The organism is Brevibacillus sp. HB1.2, from assembly GCF_013332495.1.
Taxonomy (GTDB): Bacteria; Bacillota; Bacilli; order Brevibacillales; family Brevibacillaceae; genus Brevibacillus; species Brevibacillus porteri.
Genome location: NZ_JABMIU010000002.1, coordinates 127,350 through 147,034, shown reverse-complemented (window position 1 = coordinate 147,034; position 19,685 = coordinate 127,350). Strand labels below are relative to the sequence as shown.

Sequence of the window (19,685 nt, the reverse complement as noted above, 5' to 3'; positions counted from 1 at the left end):
GAGGAGGGTTACTGCGTGATATCGTCTTTACGTACGTGTCTACTGGTTATGATGGTGAGTACCTTGTTTGTCACTGGCTGTGCACAGTCAGGTAAGGTATCTGATGACATGAAAGATCATATCGAGACAGAGCTTGGTGCGGTTGAAAAAGTAACGGTGATGTCAACGGATGGACAGGAAGTATTATTGGACTCGCGCTTGTTTTTGCAAGAGCTGTCCGGACAGGGTCAAGATTTACAAATATCATCCGAGCCTTTAAAGCAAGAGGATGTACGTTTTACACTTGTCCTCTACCGAACACAGCAGGCTCCACTTGTCGTAACAGTGGGGGAGTCGGCAAGTGAGTTTGGAGGACACACGTATCGTGGAGCGGGTGCCAGCTATTTTTATCAGTGGGTAAACAAGTTAACTGGCAAAGGCGTGCTCTCACAAAAAATTCAAAGTGTGCGTTTAGCGGCAGAGGACCTTGGTCAAGCTCGCGTATTGAACGAATCAGAAGCAGAATACATCAGGAAAGTAATGGAATCGGCAGTACCAGAGCTGGATAGTCGTAGTAAGCAGTATCCACTCTATCCGAACTATCGGATGAGAATAAATTCTGCTGACAAACCTGTCGAAGTGGCCATTTTAACGCCGACGCTGATTGCGGTTCCCTTTGGGAGAGAAACGTTTTTCTTTCGCGTAGAGGGTAGCCTCTTTTCGCGGTTAACGGAATGGATGCCGCCAAGCAATCGTAAGGAAGACAGGATCGACCAGTTATTTAAATCTACACAGATTCGCATCACAGCAAATGGCGAAATGAACGTCCAAGACACAGAGCTGGATGTCACCCAAACGACGATCGAGCAAGGAATTGCTCATCAATCCGTCCGATTGCTAAAAAATGGAGATCCACTAAATGTTCCACCGAAAGATCCGGGCTCAAAACAATACGAACTTCATTTTTTTGTGAATGATAAAGAACAGAGAATTGAACTATATCCAGGTTACTTTAAGTACGACCAAACTTGGTACAATCACGATGAACTCGCTGAAAACGAGTGGAAATTGTTTCAATCTCTACGAAAATGAGGAATATCCTCATGAAGTTTCGCACTTCTGGTCACGATAAAAAAGAACATATTACTACCACTTTTGCAGTTTTTGTCGTAGAATAGTTACGTTGCACTGATAGTGGAGGTTATGACCGGAAAAAGACAGACGTCTTTGAACCGGTCTAAAAGCCTGCCGATCTTTATCTGCCATAGGAGGATGGAGAATGAACATTCATGAGTATCAAGGTAAAGAGATACTTAAGCAGTACGGTGTAAAAGTTCCTGAAGGACGCGTAGCTTTCACAGTGGAAGAAGCTGTTGAAGCAGCGAAAGAACTGGGCACCCAAGTAAACGTAGTAAAAGCGCAAATTCACGCTGGTGGCCGTGGTAAGGCTGGCGGTGTAAAGGTTGCAAAAAATCTTGATGAAGTTCGTACATATGCCAGCGAAATTCTTGGCAAAGTACTGGTTACTCATCAAACAGGACCAGAAGGTAAAGAAGTTAAGCGCCTTCTGATCGAGCAAGGCTGCGACATCAAGAAAGAATACTACGTTGGTGTAGTTGTTGACCGTGCTACTGGAAGCGTTGTAATGATGGCTTCCGAAGAGGGCGGTATGGACATCGAGGAAGTAGCAGCAAACAATCCAGAAAAAATCTTCAAAGAAGTAGTTGATCCAGTAACAGGTCTGAATGGCTTCCAAGCTCGTCGCCTGGCTTACGCAATCAACATTCCAAAAGAATTGATTAACAAAGCTGCCAAGTTCATGATGAGCTTGTACCAAGCTTTTGTTGATAAAGATGCTTCTATCGCTGAAATCAACCCACTGGTTGTAACTGGCGACGGTGAAGTAATGGCACTGGATGCGAAACTGAACTTCGACAGCAACGCTCTCTATCGTCACCCTGACATCGTAGCTCTGCGCGATCTGGATGAAGAAGATGAGAAAGAAATCGAAGCTTCCAAGTTCGATCTGTCCTACATCGCACTTGATGGTAACATCGGTTGCATGGTAAACGGTGCAGGTCTGGCGATGGCAACAATGGACATCGTGAAATTCTACGGTGGAGACCCTGCTAACTTCCTTGACGTTGGTGGCGGAGCTACTGAAGAGAAAGTAACAGAAGCGTTTAAAATTATTCTCCGTGACGAAAAAGTAAAAGGTATTTTCGTCAACATCTTCGGCGGCATCATGAAATGCGACGTTATCGCAAACGGCGTAGTAAATGCAGCAAAACAAATCAAATTGGACAAACCTCTCGTTGTACGTCTCGAAGGTACAAACGTAGATTTGGGTAAGAAAATCCTCAATGAGTCCGGTTTGAACATCGTAGCTGCAGAATCTATGGCTGATGGTGCTGAGAAAATCGTATCCTTGGTAAAGTAAGTTATCTCGAGTAGATACGTTAAAAAAGGTGGGAAAATTACGCGATGAGTATTCTCGTTAATAAAAATACAAAAGTAATTACGCAAGGGATTACGGGTGCAACTGGTCTGTTCCACACTCGCGGAGCCGTTGAATACGGTACACAAATGGTGGGCGGTGTAACACCTGGTAAAGGTGGAACCGAAGTTGACGGTATTCCAATTTTCAACACAGTGAAAGAAGCAGTTGAAGCAACTGGTGCTACTGCATCCGTTATCTACGTTGCTCCTCCTTTCGCTGCTGATGCGATCATGGAAGCAGTTGACGCTGAACTGGATCTGGTAATCTGCATCACAGAAGGTATCCCAGTTCTGGACATGGTAAAAGTTAAGCGCTACATGGAAGGTAAGAAAACCCTTCTCGTAGGTCCTAACTGCCCTGGCGTAATCACTCCAGGTGAGTGCAAAATCGGTATCATGCCTGGTTACATCCACGTTCCAGGTAAAGTAGGTATCGTATCTCGCTCTGGTACCTTGACTTATGAAGCAGTTCACCAAACTTCTACTCGCGGCCTGGGTCAATCCACAGCTGTAGGTATCGGTGGAGACCCAGTAAAAGGTATGGAGTTCATCGATGTACTGAAAATGTTCAACGAAGATCCAGGTACCGAAGCAGTTATCATGCTGGGTGAAATCGGTGGTACTGCAGAAGAAGAAGCAGCTGAGTGGATCGCTGCTAACATGAAAAAACCAGTTGTAGGCTTCATCGGCGGGCAAACTGCTCCTGAAGGAAAACGTATGGGCCACGCTGGTGCGATCATCTCCGGTGGTAAAGGTACAGCTGCTGAGAAAATCGCGAAGCTCGAAGAATGTGGTATTCGCGTAGCGAAAACACCTGCAGTTATCGGTGAAACACTTGTTGAATTGCTGAAAGAGCGCGGTATGCTCGAGAAAGTAATGGGCAAGTAAGCATAGAAGACAGAAGTGGACAGGCTTAGGCTTGTCCACTTTTTTATTTTTGAAGCAGCCTCTTTCTTTCGATAGAATAACTTTCAAAACCGTCAACTGTGACAATAGCGATCGGGATGAAGGAGGATTTCGGAATGGGAAAGGCTCAGCTCGACGAGAGAGACTGGCTGTATGTGTTAACGATGATAGCGGGTTTGGGAAGAAAGAAAATCAGAGAAATCTTTGAAATCACTGGTTCTTTTCAGGTGGCCATCGAAAATTGGCACGAACTGGCACATGAGCTCAGATTGACTTCCTTGATCACTGGGCATGTTGACAAGCAAAGCAATGAAGCATCAGCTATGGCGCTATTGGAAAGGCGTGAAGAAGAGGGAACGCGCTTCTTATGTCCTTTTGACGATGCTTATCCTGTTTCGCTCCGCAATATCCCGGATTCTCCATGGACACTGTTTTATCGTGGTGATCACACCTTATTGGAGAAATTGTCGATTGGCGTCGTTGGTTCGCGCAAACCGACACCATATGGAAGAGCGAGCTGTAGCTTTTTTGTCCGAGAGCTGGTACAAGCAGGTCTTGTCATTGTCTCAGGGGTAGCATATGGAATTGATGCGGAAGCTCACCAAGCTACGTTGAAAGCAGGCGGTAAGACCATTGGTGTGCTTGGGTGTGGAATGAATCACGTTTATCCTTCTCGGCATCGAGAACTTTATCGCGAAATTGAATCTTTTGGCCTACTCCTCAGTGAATATCCTCCACATATTCCACCTATATCTGGATTATTTCCAGAGCGAAATCGTATCATAAGTGGACTTTCTATCGGTGTATTAGTGGTGGAAGCAGCAGAAAAAAGTGGATCCTTGATTACGGCAGACTGTGCACTTGAGCAGGGCAAGGAAGTTTTTGCAATTCCTGGCCCGATTTTTTCATTGATGAGTGCGGGGCCGCATAACTTGATCAAACAAGGTGCAAAGCTAGTAACGTGCAGTAACGATATTTGGGAGGAAATCAAGCATCATCTTCCAGAAGCTGTACGGAAGCAGCAGGCCGAAAACAGAAAGGCAACCGAGGTTATTCCCTTATCTAATGAAGAAAAAGCGATTGTAGAAGCCGTAACATATGATGGCATTCATTTGGATGAGTTAATGAGCAGTTTAGAAAAAGATCAGCGCAGGATGCTACATCAGCTGGTGATTCGTTTGGAAGCAAAAGGGGCCATCGTCGCACTTCCGGGCGGTTATTTTGCTCGTCGATAGCGTTTTTTCCAGATATTTGGTAATGTCTAGACGTACAAGTGTTTGACAAACCGGATAAGGGTATTTAATAATAGGGAAGATTCCTTACTAAAAGGGGAGGAAAAAAATGGCTGATACGCTAGTAATCGTAGAATCCCCTACGAAGGCCAAGACCATTGGAAAATACCTGGGTAGTAAATATATCGTGAAAGCGTCTATCGGGCATGTACGTGATTTGCCGAAAAGTCAAATGGGTGTAGACGTTACGCGTAATTTTGAACCCAAATACATAACCATTCGCGGCAAAGGCGATGTATTGAAGGGCTTAAAAGATGCCGCTAAAAAAGTAAAAAAAGTATATCTCGCAGCCGACCCGGATCGCGAAGGGGAGGCAATTGCTTGGCATTTGGCACAATACCTTGGGCTCGATTTGAATCAGCCGCTTCGTGTGGTATTTAATGAGATTACCAAAGATGCCATCAAAGAAGCGTTCAAGCATCCACGACACATAAACATGGACTTGGTAAATGCTCAACAGGCACGTCGCATTCTCGACAGACTCGTGGGCTACAATATCAGTCCAATTCTATGGAAAAAGGTTCGAAAAGGCTTGAGTGCTGGACGTGTTCAATCGGTTGCGGTAAAGCTTATCATGGATCGTGAACGGGAGATCCAAGAGTTTATACCAGAAGAGTATTGGACGATTGCGAGTACATTGATCAGCGGCGGAAAAGAAATTAACGCTAAGTTCTATGGTTATGGCGATGAAAAGGTGGAGCTTCATTCGGAAGATGATGTAGCAGCGGTATTGAAACGAATGAAGAACAAACCATACGTGGTACAAAAGGTAACCAAGCGAGAGCGTAAGCGCAATCCTGCACCTCCTTTTATCACGAGTTCTTTACAGCAAGAAGCAGCTCGTAAGCTAAACTTCCGCACTTCTAAGACCATGCGAATTGCTCAAGAGCTCTATGAGGGGATCGACGTTGGCAATAAAGAGGGCGCAGTTGGTTTGATTACCTATATGCGTACAGACTCTACTCGCCTATCTGCGACTGCACAGAACGAAGCAAGAGAATACATACTTGAGAAATATGGTTCAGACTATGTGTTAACTGAGCCACGCAATCAGGCGAAAAACGAAAATGCTCAAGATGCTCACGAAGCGATTCGTCCAACAGGAGTAATGCGTACACCGGATGAAATCAAGGAATACTTGTCGAGAGATCAGCTTCGCTTGTATCGATTGATCTGGGAGCGTTTCCTTGCCAGTCAAATGTCATCTGCTGTTCTTGATACGATGAGCGTAGATATTGACGCAGGTGGAGTTACCTTCAGAGCAACAGGATCCAAAGTGAAGTTTCCTGGATTTATGAAGGTATATATTGAAGGAAACGATGACGGTGCAGAAGAAGAAAGCTTCCTTCCGCCCATTGAAGAAGGACAAATCCTCGAACAAAAAGAAATCGAGCCGAGTCAGCACTTTACACAGCCACCACCTCGATTCTCTGAAGCGCGCATGCTTAAATCATTGGAAGAGATGGGGATTGGACGTCCATCTACCTATGCGCCTACATTAGAGACCATTCAAAAGCGAGGCTATGTGGCGTTAGAGGAGAAACGATTTGTTCCGACTGAATTAGGCGAGATTGTGATCACGCTTGTCGAGGAGTTTTTCCCGGAGATTCTCAACGTAGAATTCACTGCGCATATGGAATCGGGTTTGGATAATATCGAAGCAGGGACCACCAATTGGGTGCAGGTGCTGGACGATTTTTATCACGACTTTGCAAAGCGCGTAGTTGTTGCAGAAGAAGAAATGAAAGAAGTAGAGCTGAAAGTCGAAGAGTCGGATGAATCATGCGAGCTTTGCGGCCGTGTGATGGTATATAAGCTTGGTCGATTTGGCAAGTTTTTAGCTTGTTCCGGATTCCCGGATTGCCGTAATACGAAGCCGATTGTAAAAGAAATCGGTGTAAAGTGTCCGCAGTGTGAAACCGGAGAGATTATCGAACGTAAATCTAAGAAGAGTCGTATTTTTTATGGCTGCAATCAATACCCGGAATGCGATTTTGTATCGTGGGACAAACCGATTGCCAGACCTTGTCCAAAATGCTCCAGCATGCTCGTGGAGAAAAAGCGCAAGAAGCAAGGAGTTAGCATTGTTTGCACCAAGTGTGATTATCAAGAAGAGGCAGACTCCTAAGCAGCCTGATTTGATTTTGTAGTTTGGAGGATTAACAGCATGTCACAACCAACAATTACAGTAGTGGGTGCTGGTCTCGCTGGTAGTGAGGCAGCATGGCAAATCGCGCAGGCGGGTGTAAAAGTAAAGCTGTATGAAATGAGACCGAAGACACAAACGCCTGCACACCATACCGATAAATTTGCAGAGTTGGTATGCAGTAATTCATTGCGTGCTAACACGTTGACGAATGCAGTGGGTGTATTAAAAGAAGAAATGCGTCGATTGAACTCTGTCATTATCGATGCGGCAGATCGTTGCGCGGTTCCAGCAGGAGGCGCGCTTGCCGTAGACAGACACGAGTTCTCGGCTCATGTTACAGATGCCGTTCGTAATCATCCTTTGGTTGAGGTCATTTCGGATGAGATTACCGAAATTCCTGATGGGATTGTCGTAATTGCGACGGGGCCACTTACTTCTCCTGCTTTGTCTACAAAGTTAAAAGAGCTGACGGGTGAAGAATACCTGTACTTCTATGATGCAGCTGCACCCATTATTGAGAAAGACTCGATTGATATGAACAAGGTATTCGTTGCTTCCAGATATGATAAAGGTGAAGCAGCCTACCTGAACTGCCCGATGACTGAAGAGGAGTTCAATCGCTTTTATGATGCGCTGATCTCTGCGGAAACAGTTCCATTGAAGGAATTTGAAAAGGAAATCTTCTTCGAAGGCTGCATGCCGATTGAAGTATTGGCAAAGCGTGGGCACAAAACCATGACATTTGGTCCCATGAAGCCAGTGGGGCTGGTTGATCCACGGACAGGCAAAAAGTCTTACGCGGTTGTACAGCTTCGTCAGGACAATAGTGCTGCGACATTGTATAACATCGTAGGCTTCCAGACCCATCTAAAATGGCCGGATCAAAAAAGAGTCTTTTCACTCATTCCTGGGTTGGAAAACTGCGAAATCGTTCGTTATGGTGTCATGCACCGCAACACCTTTATCAACTCGCCAAAACTGTTGAAGCCTACGTATCAGTATAAAGATCGCGAAACACTTTTCTTTGCTGGTCAAATGACTGGTGTAGAAGGATATGTAGAGTCAGCAGCATCAGGCTTGCTTGCGGGGATAAATGCAGCACGACTCGCAAAAGGGGAAGAATTGATCGAGCTTCCGCCAGAAACAATTATGGGCAGCATGGCTCGTTATATTACAACGGCAGATCCAAAGCATTTCCAACCAATGAACGCAAACTTCGGATTGGTACCGGAATGGCCAGAAAGAATCCGCGACAAGCGTTTGAAAAATGAAAAGCTCGCTGAGCGGGCGCTAGATACAATTCAGAATTTTACACAAGAACGACACAATTAACATTGATATCCGTTTTTCGTCTGTGTTACTATATAGGTGCTTCGAGGAGGGTGCATCCCGTATGGACATTTCGCAACAAAATTCTGCGGATATTGAGATGTTTACCCGCTATTTGCGAGTTGAAAAAAACGCCTCTCCTCATACGGTGAAGCAGTATGTGGCAGATATCAGCGAATTTGTCTCCTTTATGGAACAGCACCAAATCACCGTATTTGCTGCTGTTTCTTATTTGCATGGTCGCTCCTTTCTCGCGCAATTGGCTGGCAGGGGGCTTTCCCGACGAAGTATTGCCCGCAAGCTATCCAGTTTGCGTAGCTTGTACCGATTTCTGTTGCGTGAAGGTCAACTGGAACAGAATCCATTTCAACTAGTCTCCACTCCCAAAATGGAGAAGAAACTTCCTTCCTTTTTATATCCGCAAGAAGTTCAAGCTTTTTTCGATCTGCCTGATACAACCACTCCATTGGGAATTCGTGATCGGCTGATTTTTGAACTGTTGTATGCAAGCGGCATGCGTGTTACGGAGCTCACCACTTTATCTGTGAGTGACGTGAATCCGAGTATGGGAGTCGCCTTGGTTTATGGAAAAGGAGCGAAAGAACGATATGTGCCGGTTGGAAGTTATGCCTGCGACGTTCTTCGGCAATACCTAGAATATGGAAGAGAAAAACTGTTGGCTGGAAAAGTAGAACACGGCAATTTGCTGGTTAACTATCGGGGAGAACCGTTATCCGACCGCAGTGTTCGGCGGATTGTAGACAAATACGTAGATACGTACGCTCTTCAATTGCGGGTTTCACCACATACTTTTCGTCATACGTTTGCAACCCATATGTTGAACGGCGGCGCTGATCTGCGTACCGTGCAAGAATTACTGGGACACGTCAATGTTTCGACGACACAGGTGTACACCCATGTGACCAAAGAGCGACTTCGGCATGTATATGACACCGCTCACCCACGAGCAAACCCGGGCAATACAGGTTCCGCCAATCGGACATAACGGGAGGAATCAGTGATGGAACAGTTTCACGCAACAACCATATTTGCTGTACAGCATAATGGGTCTGTAGCGATGGCCGGAGATGGTCAGGTTACTTTTGGCAACAGCATGGTAATGAAGCACGGTGCCAAAAAAGTAAGACGTCTATATCGCGGCGAAGTTTTAGCAGGATTCGCTGGCTCTGTTGCTGATGCCATTACGCTTTTTGAGAAGTTTGAAGGAAAGCTGGAGGAGTATCACGGCAATCTGCAGCGTGCTGCTGTAGAGCTGGCGAAAGAGTGGCGCATGGATAAAATTTTGCGTCGTTTGGAAGCCATGATGATTGTTGCCAATAAGGAGCATTTGCTGCTTATTTCCGGAAATGGCGAAATCATTGAGCCTGATGATGGGATTCTTGCAATTGGTTCTGGCGGTAGCTTTGCCCTTGCAGCAGGTCGTGCATTGAAAACATATGCGCCGGATCTCGGCGCACGTGAAATTGCGGAAGCATCGCTTCGTACCGCTGCTGAAATTTGCGTGTTCACAAACAACAATCTTGTTGTGGATGAGTTGAATTGAGCGAAAGGGAGGAACCTACTGTGCTGAATCTTGAGCAATTAACCCCGCGTAAGATCGTAGAGCATTTGGATAAATACATTGTCGGGCAGGCACAAGCCAAGAAAGCTATTGCTGTAGCGCTTCGCAACCGCTATCGTCGCAGTCGTTTGCCAGAGCAAATGATTGAAGAGGTTGTTCCAAAAAACATCTTGATGATCGGACCTACTGGTGTTGGAAAAACGGAAATTGCACGTCGGATTGCAAAACTGACAGGTGCTCCTTTTATTAAAGTAGAAGCAACCAAGTTTACGGAAGTCGGTTATGTAGGACGCGATGTAGAATCGATGGTCCGTGATCTGGTGGAAGCTTCTATCCGTACGGTCAAACAGGAAAAAGTAGAGTCGGTGAAAGAGAAAGCCGAGAAGCTTGCGAATGAAGCGATTGTGGACGTACTCGTCCCATCTCGCAAGCAGTCGAACTCGTTCAAAAATCCGTTGGAGATGTTCTTCGGTGGACAGCAGCAACAGCAGCAGGATACCTCTGATCAAGAAGAAGTGTCGATCCAGCAGCAACGCAGACAAGTCATGTGGCAATTGACGAATGGCCAGTTAGAAGAGCAAATGATTGAGATTGAAGTCGAAGATCAATCACCTTCGATGTTTGACATGTTCCAGGTTCCGGGTACAGAACAAATGGGGATGCAAATGCAGGATATGCTCGGTAGCCTGATGCCTAAGCGGATGAAGAAACGAAAATTGCGAATAAAAGATGCGCGAAAGGTATTAATTCAGCAGGAAGCGCAAAAACTGGTGGATATGGACGAAGTTACGCAGGAGTCAATTCGTCGAGCTGAACAACACGGTATTATCTTCATTGACGAAATTGACAAGATTGCGGGTAAGGATGGGCGTGGCCCAGATGTATCCCGTGAAGGGGTCCAGCGTGATATTTTACCGATTGTGGAAGGCTCAACTGTCATGACTAAGTACGGTCCTGTCAAAACAGATTATGTTCTGTTTATCGCAGCTGGTGCTTTTCACATGGCAAAACCATCCGATTTAATTCCTGAATTGCAAGGTCGTTTTCCGATTCGGGTGGAGCTGACTAGCTTGCGCGTTGAAGATTTTGTCCGAATTTTGACTGAGCCTAAAAACGCGTTGCTTAAGCAGTACGTGGCCCTCTTGGAAACAGAAGGGGTGCGTATTGAATTTACACCGGAAGCCATTCAGGAACTCGCTCGTCTCGCTGCTGAGGTCAATCAGAGCACAGATAACATTGGTGCTAGACGATTGCACACCATATTGGAGAAGCTACTGGAGGATCTCTCTTTTGAAGCCCCAGAAATCCACCTAGAAGTTGTACAGATTACCCCCGATTATGTCAAACAGAAATTAGGTAAAATCGTGGGGAACAAAGACTTGAGTCAATATATTTTATAAACATTGGATAGGCAGCACATATAATTAGGAGGAAATACAGATGGATCTACTGTCAAAAACAAGAAGAATTAACCGCATGTTGCAAAAATCCGCGGGTCATGCCGTGAACTTCAATGAAATGTCCCAAGTTTTGAGTGACGTTATCGAAGCAAATACTTATGTTGTAAGCCGCAAAGGAAAACTTCTCGGCTTTGCGATTCATCAAGAGATGGATAACAGCCGTATGCGTAAAATGCTGGAAGAGCGCCGTTTTCCAGAAGAGTACAGCATGGGGTTACTGAAAGTAGATGAAACATCTGCGAACCTGGATGTAGATAGCCCATACACCATTTTCCCAGTTGAAATGAAAGAAGTATTCCGCACAGGTTGGACGACGCTTGTTCCAATTATGGGTGGAGGAGATCGTCTCGGTACGCTGATTTTGGGTCGTATTAACGATCAATTTGTCGATGACGACCTGATTCTTGCAGAAGTAGGGGCAACTGTAGTAGGTATGGAAATCTTGCGCGAGCGTTCTGAAGCAATCGAAGAAGAAGCACGCAGCAAAGCGGTTGTACAAATGGCGATTGGTTCCCTCTCTTATAGTGAGTTGGAAGCTGTTGAACATATTTTTGAAGAACTCGAAGGCAAAGAAGGCTTGCTCGTAGCCTCCAAAATCGCGGATCGTGTAGGGATTACTCGCTCCGTAATTGTAAACGCACTGCGCAAGCTGGAGAGTGCGGGCGTTATCGAATCCCGTTCTTTGGGGATGAAAGGTACCTTCATTAAAGTGCTGAATGAAAAGCTGTTGCCTGAACTGGAGAAGCTCAAAACCTCCTAATATACCTTGCGAAAAGTTACAAGAAAGTAAACAAAAGGTGTAGCAACTCATGTTGCTGCACCTTTTCTCATGGGACTTTAGTCCTAATTAAAGCAAGAAACGACACATTATTACCATAAATTATATGATGATTTTTAATGCATACCTCGACGATTGCAATGGTTTGAATATGGTTTCCTTGTAAAATGCAGTAAAAAAACAGGAAAGATAAGGGATTTAGTCCCATTGAATCATTTTGAAAAACGTCATGAAAAGGGGCTTTTTTGTCCAAATTGATTTTGCTATGATTGAATCGTATTAGGGTGTCGAAAATACAGGAAATATAGGTGGATTTAGGGAAAGTAATTGACTCATATTGGGGGAGAAGGAAAAAATGCTGGATAGTTACCATCTGCAGGTCCTGGAGAGATCACTCGACGCTGCAACATTGCGACATAGAACGATCGCAAACAACCTTGCCAACATAGACACCCCTCAATTCAAAAGTCAACAAGTCATCTTCGAGAGCTTTTTGCAAGATGAGTTGAACGCAAGAGCGGGAAATGGCAAGTTAGAAGCGTATCGGACCAATCAACGACACCTACCGTTTGGAAATGTAGGGGGCGTTGCAGTACCACAGGTTGTGTCCAATCCGAATAACTTCATTCAGAACAGTGGTAATGATGTTGACTTGGAAACTGAAACAACAGAATTGGCCAAAAACCAAATTTGGTACAGTGGTTTAACGCAATTGACAGCAGGACATTTTCAAAAGCTACGCAGTGTAATTGAGGGTGGAGGTAAATAAAGATGAGCTTGTTTCAGGGAATTAACACAAGTGCTTCTGCCTTAACAGCTAACCGCTTGCGATTGGATACGATTTCTTCCAATATTGCGAATGCGGAAACCACTCGAGCAAACTTCGTAGATGGCGCCTGGCAGCCATATCGGAGGAAAATGGTGGAGTTGTCACCTCAAACAAATGGAACGTTTGATAACTTCCTGCAAGCAGCCGTGGGGACGGTCTCAGGAAGTCAGGGTGGACAAGGTGTGAAGGTTACAGCGATTCAAGAAGACAATACTCCGTTTAAGCGAGTATTTGATCCATCTCACCCAGATGCAGATCAAGACGGATATCTCTTGATGCCGAACGTCGACCCGATGAAAGAGATGGTGGACATGATCTCTGCATCAAGATCATACGAAGCCAACGTGACAGCACTGAACGCTTCCAAATCGATGATGCTAAAAGCGTTGGAAATCAAGTAAAGCGGGTGACAGTAAGGAATGGAAATGAGTGCAATCTCCCAACTAACGCCAATTCGTACACCGAGTGTGAACAAGCCAACCCCAGCTGAAGTTTCCCAAGAATTCTCATCGTTTCTATCGGATGCCATGAATAAAGTGAATCAGGCGCAAGTAGAATCGTCGAATCTTGCCGACAAGTTTGCAGCGGGAGAAATTACCGACTTGCACCAATTGACTGTTGCAGGTCAAAAAGCTTCCGTGATGCTACAGATGACTATGCAGGTCAGGAACAAGATGATTGAGTCTTATCAAGAAATCATGCGCATGTCGATTTGATCGTTGTTGGTATCCTTTGAGAGGTGAAACATGAACGAACGTTTAGCAGTATACAAAGACCAGATTACGTCAAAATGGAACCAATTTTCCAAGAAACAAAAATGGATGATTCTCGGTATTTCGCTCTTCCTCTTGATTTCTCTTGGTCTATACATATACATCGCTTCTCAGCCGGTGTACAAACCACTCTACAACCAAAAATTGAGTGAACAAGAAATCGGGACTATCAAGCAAGAGTTGGAAGCTTCACAAATTCCATATCGAATCACGGGGAATGGTACAAGTATCGAGGTTCCAGAAAAAATGGCACAAGATGTCATTGTCGATTTGGCTGCACAAGGTATTCCGAGTCAAGCAGGAATTAATGCAGAAATTTTCTCTAGTACCCTTGGAGTTACAGATCGCCAATTTGATGTCATGAAGAAAGAGGCTTTGCAACAAGAGCTGCGCAAGATGCTGGAACGTGTAAAAGGTGTACGCTCCGCACAAGTGATGATTACATTGCCGCAGGAAAGCGTTTGGGTGACGGAGACTCCGGATACAGCGACGGCTTCCGTTATCGTCGATGTTGAACCTGGAACAACGCTTGATCAAAAGCAAATTAACTCGCTATATCTGCTTGTTTCCCGAAGCGTTCCGAAATTGCCGATGGAAGCGATTGCGATTACAGACCAGTATTCCAATCCACTAGAACGTTCCGAAGGCAATGAAAGCGAAGGCACATTGAGTAGCTTTAAGCAACAGGAAACAATTAAAGCGGATGTTGAAAAGAAAATTCAACAAAACCTGTACAACTTGTTGGGTACAATCATGGGACGCGATAAAGTCATCGTCCATACGTTCATCAAAATGAACTTTGACAAAGAAAATCGCGTAGAGAACATAGTTGAGGCACCTGACAAAGAGAATAACGAAGGACTTATCATTTCTTCTCAAAAATTATCAAAAGCCTTCTCTGGACAAGGTCAACCTCCAGGGGGAATTGCAGGAACCAATAACAATGCAGTTACGAACTACCCGGGAGCTGCCCCACAAGGAAGTAACAGTCAATATGAAGAGTTGAATGATACGATTAACCGTGAAGTAAATCGTATCACACGAAATGTTACATCAAGCCCGTACAAGATCGAAGACATCACAATCAACGTTGGGGTAGAACCGCCAGCTGGTGGAACGATGGATGCTGCTACGCTCGAGAGCATCAAACAAGTGTTGCGCAATGTTGTTCGTGTCACTTTGAGTGATCAGGTTTCTGATTTAACGGATGCTGAGTTGGACAAGCATATTTCTGTACTCCCTCGTCAGTTCTCAGGAAAAGCTGAGATTGAGGATTCCAGTGCACTAAGTCCTGCTGTTCTTTGGACAGTTGGTGGTATTGCAGTCTTGGCACTTGCTGCTGTTGCCTTCCTCGTTTATCGCAGACGCAGTCAAGCGAAGCAACAACAAGAAGAAGACGAATTGCCAGACTTGCTGACACCGTTAAACGCGGCCGAAATACCAGACTTGATTTACCAAGAAGATGGAGACCAGGTAGTGGTCAGAAAGCAACTTGAAAAATTGGCGCGAAGCAAACCAGATGAGTTTGTTGTTCTGCTTCGTACTTGGTTAGCAGAAGATTAAGGAGTGAATGGTATGGCTCGCGGCGCTAAAGAGTTGTCAGGACGACAAAAGGCAGCTATCCTCCTCATCTCACTCGGGCCGGAAGTTTCTGCCCAGGTGTTCAAGCATTTACGTGAGGATGAGATCGAGCAACTGACATTAGAAATCGCCAATGTGCGAAAAGTGGATACGGATGAAAAAGATAAAATTTTATCTGAATTTCACCAGATAGCAGTTGCCAAAGAGGTAATTGCACAAGGCGGGATTACGTACGCCAAAGAAATTTTGCAAAAAGCTTTGGGTGAGACCAAAGCGATGGATATTATCAATCGCTTGACGGCAAACCTTCAAGTTCGACCGTTTGACTTTGCTAGAAAGGCTGACCCAGGTCAAATCCTTAACTTTATTCAAAATGAGCATCCGCAAACGATAGCTTTGGTGCTTTCTTATCTGGAAGCTCAACAAGCAGCCATGATCTTGTCCGCTCTTCCGCAAGAGCGTCAAGCAGAGGTTGCGAAACGTATTGCGACTATGGACAGCACTTCACCGGAAGTAATCGCTCAAGTTGAACAGGTATTGGAGCAAAAGCTCTCTGCCACTGTTACCCAAGATTACACGCAGGCAGGCGGGATCGAAGCGATCGTGGCTGTACTCAACGGTGTCGATCGTGGAACCGAACGCACGATTCTGGATTCCCTCGAAATTCAAGATCCAGAGCTGGCAGAAGAAATCAAGAAGCGTATGTTCGTCTTCGAGGATATTGCTACTCTCGACAACCGTTCGATTCAGCGCGTTATCCGCGATGTGGAAAATGCCGATCTGCAACTTTCTCTCAAAGTATCCAGCGAAGAGGTTCGGGAAGTTATTTTCCGGAACATGTCCAAACGGATGGCGGATACCTTCAAAGAAGAAATGGAGTTTATGGGCCCAGTTCGCCTTCGCGACGTCGAAGAGGCACAATCTCGTATCGTTGCAATTATCCGTCGCTTAGAGGAGGCTGGTGAGATCATCATCGCCCGCGGTGGAGGAGATGATATCATTGTCTAGGATCATCAAAAGCGCCAATTATCGGCCTTCTGAGGAATCTTTTCTCCTCTCGGTAACGCCTGTACCACTTAAGACGGAAGAAGTTGCTGAAAGGTTGCAAGAAAATCAGGAAATTTTAAATCAAGCTGAGATCGAGGCGAAAACGATCATCTCAGATGCAGAAGAAACCGCGCAAAGCATCTTGCAGCAAGCTTCGGAGCAAGCAGAGCAATTAAGACAAGAGACGCTTGCTCAGATGGAAGAATGGTGGGAACAAAAGCGTCAGGAAGCTGCGCAGTTGTTTCAACAAGTACAAGAACAGGCTATGACGGAAGGGCAGGAGGCAGGTTTCGAAGCGGGTAAACGTGAGGCATACGAGGAGCAAACAGCTACACTCAGCCAAGCTAAAACCATTCTGGAACAGGCGTTTGCCGAAAAAAAACAGATTATAGCTGAGGCGGAGCCATTTCTAGTGGAACTCAGCATGGAAATCGCTAAAAAAATCATTGGACAGGAATTGCAACAGCATCCCGAGCAGGTCCTGGAAATAACGAAAAAGGCACTCCGCCGCTCACGTGTATATGGCGAGATTACGGTATGTGTCAACCATAAGTACTTCGATTATGTGCTCGAACATCGTGCTGGTTTTCTGGAAATGTTAGATGGACAAGCAGAGCTCTCCATTTACCCTGACTATACCGTACAAGATGGTGGATGTGTCATCCGTACTGCTTTGGGAAGTGTCGATGCCCGCATTGATACACAAATGGAGGAGATTAAGCAGGCGCTGCTTACGATTGCCCGAGGAAGTGAGGCTCCATGAGCATTCTAGATCTCTCGAAGTACAAGTACATGCTGCATGGATTAGATCCGATGCGCGTGAATGGAAAAGTGACACAGGTTGTTGGACTCACTATTGAGTCGCAAGGGCCAGAAGTGAAATTAGGCGAGATATGCCATCTATATCCGGCTAACACAAAGGAACCGATCATCGCAGAAGTCGTTGGCTTTCGCGAAAACAAAGTGCTGTTAATGCCATTAGGCGAATTGACCGAAATTGGTCCAGGTTGTGATGTGGTCGCGACAGGACGTTCGCTAGATGTAAAAGTTGGACCAGAAATATTGGGTTCGATCCTAGATGGATTGGGTCGACCCTATCAAGGTTCACTGCCATTTGGGCTGACGTCTTATCCTACGAACAACATGCCGCCAAATCCGATCCTTCGACCGCGCATTCAAGAACCATTGAGTGTAGGTGTGAGAGCGATAGATGGTCTACTTACCATTGGGAAAGGTCAACGGGTCGGCATCTTCGCTGGATCAGGGGTAGGAAAAAGTACATTGATGGGAATGATCGCCAGAAATACTACGGCAGACATCAATGTCATTGGTCTTATTGGAGAACGCGGCCGTGAAGTCATGGAGTTTATCGAGCGTGATCTTGGGGAAGAAGGACTAAAGCGGTCTGTTGTTGTCGTAGCTACTTCCGATCAACCTGCCATGATTCGAATCAAGGGAGCAATGATTGCGACATCCATAGCGGAATATTTCCGCGATCGTGGAATGAATGTCATGCTCATGATGGATTCCGTCACGCGCTTTGCCATGGCGCAACGTGAGGTGGGCTTGGCAATCGGAGAACCGCCGGCTACGCGTGGTTATACGCCATCGGTTTTTGCGATGTTGCCGAAGCTAATGGAGCGCGCAGGAACAGCGGATAAGGGAAGTATTACAGCCTTTTATACCGTACTGGTTGATTCTGACGACATGAACGATCCGATTGCGGATGCGGCGCGGGGGATTTTGGACGGTCACATCGTTCTTGACCGGAAGATCGCTCACAAAGGTCACTTTCCTGCCATTGATGTGATGGCGAGTGTAAGTCGTGTCATGAATGAAATCGTCGATAGTAACCATTTGGATGCTGCTCGTCAGCTGAAAAAGCATTTGGCTACGTTTCGTGAAGCGGAGGACCTCATTAATATTGGGGCGTACAAGCCGGGAAGCAACCGGGAAATCGATGCGGCTATTCGCTACCGTGATATCATTTCTGGATTTACGGCACAAGGAACGCATGAGCCATCTACTTTGCAGGGCGCTATCCAAGCGTTGACAGCTCATTTCGGAGGAGTGAACTAACGTGCGTGTGTTTCAGTTTCATCTCCAAAAGGTTCTTGATTTAAAGGAAAAAGAAAAAGAACAAGCAGAGTGGGCTTTCGGAAAGTCGATCCAGCGTAAAAACGAAGAAGAGTGGAAGCTTACTCAACTAACCGAACATCATGACGAGATGACGGTGAAGCTTCAGGAAGTACAGATGCAGACATGCAGTGCTGCTCAGCTCATTTCCATTACCCAATATCAGCAATCTGTTGCGAGATCCATCCAGAATCAGCAACATACCTTGCACGGTTGTGAACAGGATGTGGAACGCTGTCAGTCACGATTGACGGAACGTATGAAAGAGTCCCAACTATGGCAACGCCTTCGGGAAAAGTCGCTCCACCAATTTCTGGACGACCAGAAGCAAAAAGAGCAAAAAGAGTTGGATGAGATCGGTACGCAGCTCTATCTTCGCCGAAGCTACTGAGGGAGGTTCCAAATGGAAGAAATCCAAGAAGAACGGGAATACGGCAGGTGGGAATGGTTCTTTTATATGATTGTCATTCCTGCACTGTTTGCCAGCCTCCTTGGCGGTGTGCTCCTGAGCTTGCTCGGAGTAAACGTGTTAGGGACTGTTCTCCACTGGGCTAACTCCATACCGTACGTGGAAAAATTAGTCCCGGACGAATATGCGGCAACTCCCGACTCAGAAGAACAACCTGACATGGACAAACAAGTGGCAACCCTACAGCAAGATCATGCAAAAAACCAGCAGCAGATTACCGCTTTACAAGAAGAGTCAACAAAGAAAGACGCCACTATTGTGGCACTGGAAAAGCAGATCGATGATTTAAACAAGGCAATGGAAGATAAACGTGCTACTGAGGAAGAACGTCAGAAGCAGTTTGCAGATTTGGCTAAAGTGTATACAACCATGTCACCCAAAAATGCTGCAGCCATTATTGAAAATCTCAAGCTGGAAGAGTCAGTGACGGTTATGACCAAAATGAAACCTGCCCAACAAGCGGACATTTTGGCGAAGATGGAACCGAAGAAAGCTGCCGATATTTCGATCTTGTTAAAAGATTCAGTAGTGAACAAAGATGATGACATTGCTGCTCTACAACAACGTGTAGATGTTCTTACAAAGGCGCTGAGCAATACGCGTGATGGGTCTGAATCGAATGAGGATCTAAACAATACATTTACTCAATTGCCGCCAGCGGATGCTGCTGCCATCATTCGTTCACTCATGAATACTAACAAGGCCCAAGCCATTGCTTTAATGAAAGATTTGCCTGCGAATAAACGGGCACAAACTCTCTCAGCGATCGCCAATGACGACAAGAAAGAAAAAGACAATCTGGCGGCTCGCATCACGACAGAGTTGCTTCGAAAATAGATTGAGCAATCATCTGTTTTCGTTCCTATAAGCAACAAT

General features: G+C 45.6%; 19 protein-coding genes. All 19 read left to right on the top strand.

What is annotated here, in order from left to right; genetic code table 11:
• Positions 1–15: 15 nt before the first annotated feature.
• The 19 genes from HPY28_RS05475 (at position 16) to HPY28_RS05385 (ending at position 19,646) form a co-directional block, all read left to right on the top strand.
• On the top strand, positions 16–1,071 hold the full coding sequence (locus HPY28_RS05475) for a hypothetical protein (RefSeq protein WP_174230203.1): 1,056 nt from the start codon (positions 16–18) through the stop codon (positions 1,069–1,071).
• 187 nt (positions 1,072–1,258) lie between these two features.
• Complete coding sequence (gene sucC, locus HPY28_RS05470; RefSeq protein ID WP_007719385.1) at positions 1,259–2,419, top strand: ADP-forming succinate--CoA ligase subunit beta; 1,161 nt, start codon at positions 1,259–1,261, stop codon at positions 2,417–2,419.
• 44 nt (positions 2,420–2,463) lie between these two features.
• A complete protein-coding gene (gene sucD, locus HPY28_RS05465; protein WP_007719376.1) occupies positions 2,464–3,366 on the top strand; it encodes a succinate--CoA ligase subunit alpha in 903 nt (300 codons plus the stop codon).
• A gap of 134 nt (positions 3,367–3,500) precedes the next feature.
• Positions 3,501–4,619 (top strand): DNA-processing protein DprA, encoded by a 1,119-nt coding sequence (dprA, locus tag HPY28_RS05460; protein WP_173622012.1) that lies wholly within the window; start codon positions 3,501–3,503, stop codon positions 4,617–4,619.
• Positions 4,620–4,725: 106 nt separating this feature from the next.
• Positions 4,726–6,804 carry a type I DNA topoisomerase gene (gene topA / locus HPY28_RS05455; RefSeq protein WP_017249339.1) on the top strand — a complete coding sequence of 693 codons (2,079 nt, stop codon included), beginning with the start codon at positions 4,726–4,728 and terminating at the stop codon, positions 6,802–6,804.
• A gap of 39 nt (positions 6,805–6,843) precedes the next feature.
• Positions 6,844–8,157 carry an FADH(2)-oxidizing methylenetetrahydrofolate--tRNA-(uracil(54)-C(5))-methyltransferase TrmFO gene (gene trmFO / locus HPY28_RS05450; RefSeq protein ID WP_017249338.1) on the top strand — a complete coding sequence of 438 codons (1,314 nt, stop codon included), beginning with the start codon at positions 6,844–6,846 and terminating at the stop codon, positions 8,155–8,157.
• Between the two features lie 61 nt (positions 8,158–8,218).
• The gene (gene xerC, locus HPY28_RS05445; RefSeq protein WP_017249337.1) at positions 8,219–9,160 is read left to right on the top strand and encodes a tyrosine recombinase XerC; all 942 of its coding nucleotides are present in this window, start codon (positions 8,219–8,221) and stop codon (positions 9,158–9,160) included.
• Positions 9,161–9,175: 15 nt separating this feature from the next.
• Entirely contained in the window at positions 9,176–9,718 is a 543-nt protein-coding gene (gene hslV, locus HPY28_RS05440) for an ATP-dependent protease subunit HslV (protein ID WP_017249336.1), read from the top strand.
• A gap of 20 nt (positions 9,719–9,738) precedes the next feature.
• On the top strand, positions 9,739–11,136 hold the full coding sequence (gene hslU / locus HPY28_RS05435) for an ATP-dependent protease ATPase subunit HslU (RefSeq protein ID WP_026043143.1): 1,398 nt from the start codon (positions 9,739–9,741) through the stop codon (positions 11,134–11,136).
• 40 nt (positions 11,137–11,176) lie between these two features.
• Positions 11,177–11,956, top strand: coding sequence for a GTP-sensing pleiotropic transcriptional regulator CodY (gene codY, locus HPY28_RS05430; RefSeq protein WP_016743316.1), 780 nt, complete (start codon positions 11,177–11,179; stop codon positions 11,954–11,956).
• A gap of 373 nt (positions 11,957–12,329) precedes the next feature.
• Positions 12,330–12,743: a flagellar basal body rod protein FlgB gene (flgB, locus tag HPY28_RS05425; protein ID WP_017249334.1), complete on the top strand. Its 414-nt coding sequence runs from the start codon at positions 12,330–12,332 to the stop codon at positions 12,741–12,743.
• 2 nt (positions 12,744–12,745) lie between these two features.
• A complete protein-coding gene (flgC, locus tag HPY28_RS05420; protein WP_173617416.1) occupies positions 12,746–13,204 on the top strand; it encodes a flagellar basal body rod protein FlgC in 459 nt (152 codons plus the stop codon).
• 18 nt (positions 13,205–13,222) lie between these two features.
• Entirely contained in the window at positions 13,223–13,519 is a 297-nt protein-coding gene (fliE, locus tag HPY28_RS05415) for a flagellar hook-basal body complex protein FliE (RefSeq protein ID WP_017249332.1), read from the top strand.
• Positions 13,520–13,549: 30 nt separating this feature from the next.
• Entirely contained in the window at positions 13,550–15,139 is a 1,590-nt protein-coding gene (gene fliF / locus HPY28_RS05410; RefSeq protein WP_174230202.1) for a flagellar basal-body MS-ring/collar protein FliF, read from the top strand.
• A 12-nt stretch (positions 15,140–15,151) separates the two neighbouring features.
• The gene (gene fliG, locus HPY28_RS05405; protein WP_007719331.1) at positions 15,152–16,165 is read left to right on the top strand and encodes a flagellar motor switch protein FliG; all 1,014 of its coding nucleotides are present in this window, start codon (positions 15,152–15,154) and stop codon (positions 16,163–16,165) included.
• The gene (fliH, locus tag HPY28_RS05400) at positions 16,149–16,967 is read left to right on the top strand and encodes a flagellar assembly protein FliH (protein WP_174230201.1); all 819 of its coding nucleotides are present in this window, start codon (positions 16,149–16,151) and stop codon (positions 16,965–16,967) included. The genes fliG and fliH overlap by 17 nt, the downstream gene beginning before the upstream one ends.
• Positions 16,964–18,283 (top strand): flagellar protein export ATPase FliI, encoded by a 1,320-nt coding sequence (fliI, locus tag HPY28_RS05395; RefSeq protein WP_017249329.1) that lies wholly within the window; start codon positions 16,964–16,966, stop codon positions 18,281–18,283. The genes fliH and fliI overlap by 4 nt, the downstream gene beginning before the upstream one ends.
• Before the next feature lies 1 nt (position 18,284).
• Entirely contained in the window at positions 18,285–18,731 is a 447-nt protein-coding gene (gene fliJ, locus HPY28_RS05390) for a flagellar export protein FliJ (protein WP_017249328.1), read from the top strand.
• A gap of 12 nt (positions 18,732–18,743) precedes the next feature.
• Positions 18,744–19,646: a MotE family protein gene (locus tag HPY28_RS05385; RefSeq protein ID WP_069849276.1), complete on the top strand. Its 903-nt coding sequence runs from the start codon at positions 18,744–18,746 to the stop codon at positions 19,644–19,646.
• Positions 19,647–19,685 lie beyond the last annotated feature (39 nt).

Coding starts and splice junctions, on each gene's coding strand:
- flgB (WP_017249334.1), top strand. CDS start 12,330: ATGCTGGATAGTTACCATCTGCAGGTCCTGGAGAGATCACTCGACGCT.
- hslV (WP_017249336.1), top strand. CDS start 9,176: ATGGAACAGTTTCACGCAACAACCATATTTGCTGTACAGCATAATGGG.
- trmFO (WP_017249338.1), top strand. CDS start 6,844: ATGTCACAACCAACAATTACAGTAGTGGGTGCTGGTCTCGCTGGTAGT.
- fliE (WP_017249332.1), top strand. CDS start 13,223: ATGGAAATGAGTGCAATCTCCCAACTAACGCCAATTCGTACACCGAGT.
- xerC (WP_017249337.1), top strand. CDS start 8,219: ATGGACATTTCGCAACAAAATTCTGCGGATATTGAGATGTTTACCCGC.
- fliH (WP_174230201.1), top strand. CDS start 16,149: ATGATATCATTGTCTAGGATCATCAAAAGCGCCAATTATCGGCCTTCT.
- fliG (WP_007719331.1), top strand. CDS start 15,152: ATGGCTCGCGGCGCTAAAGAGTTGTCAGGACGACAAAAGGCAGCTATC.
- fliF (WP_174230202.1), top strand. CDS start 13,550: ATGAACGAACGTTTAGCAGTATACAAAGACCAGATTACGTCAAAATGG.
- dprA (WP_173622012.1), top strand. CDS start 3,501: ATGGGAAAGGCTCAGCTCGACGAGAGAGACTGGCTGTATGTGTTAACG.
- HPY28_RS05385 (WP_069849276.1), top strand. CDS start 18,744: ATGGAAGAAATCCAAGAAGAACGGGAATACGGCAGGTGGGAATGGTTC.
- fliI (WP_017249329.1), top strand. CDS start 16,964: ATGAGCATTCTAGATCTCTCGAAGTACAAGTACATGCTGCATGGATTA.
- sucD (WP_007719376.1), top strand. CDS start 2,464: ATGAGTATTCTCGTTAATAAAAATACAAAAGTAATTACGCAAGGGATT.
- topA (WP_017249339.1), top strand. CDS start 4,726: ATGGCTGATACGCTAGTAATCGTAGAATCCCCTACGAAGGCCAAGACC.
- codY (WP_016743316.1), top strand. CDS start 11,177: ATGGATCTACTGTCAAAAACAAGAAGAATTAACCGCATGTTGCAAAAA.
- sucC (WP_007719385.1), top strand. CDS start 1,259: ATGAACATTCATGAGTATCAAGGTAAAGAGATACTTAAGCAGTACGGT.
- flgC (WP_173617416.1), top strand. CDS start 12,746: ATGAGCTTGTTTCAGGGAATTAACACAAGTGCTTCTGCCTTAACAGCT.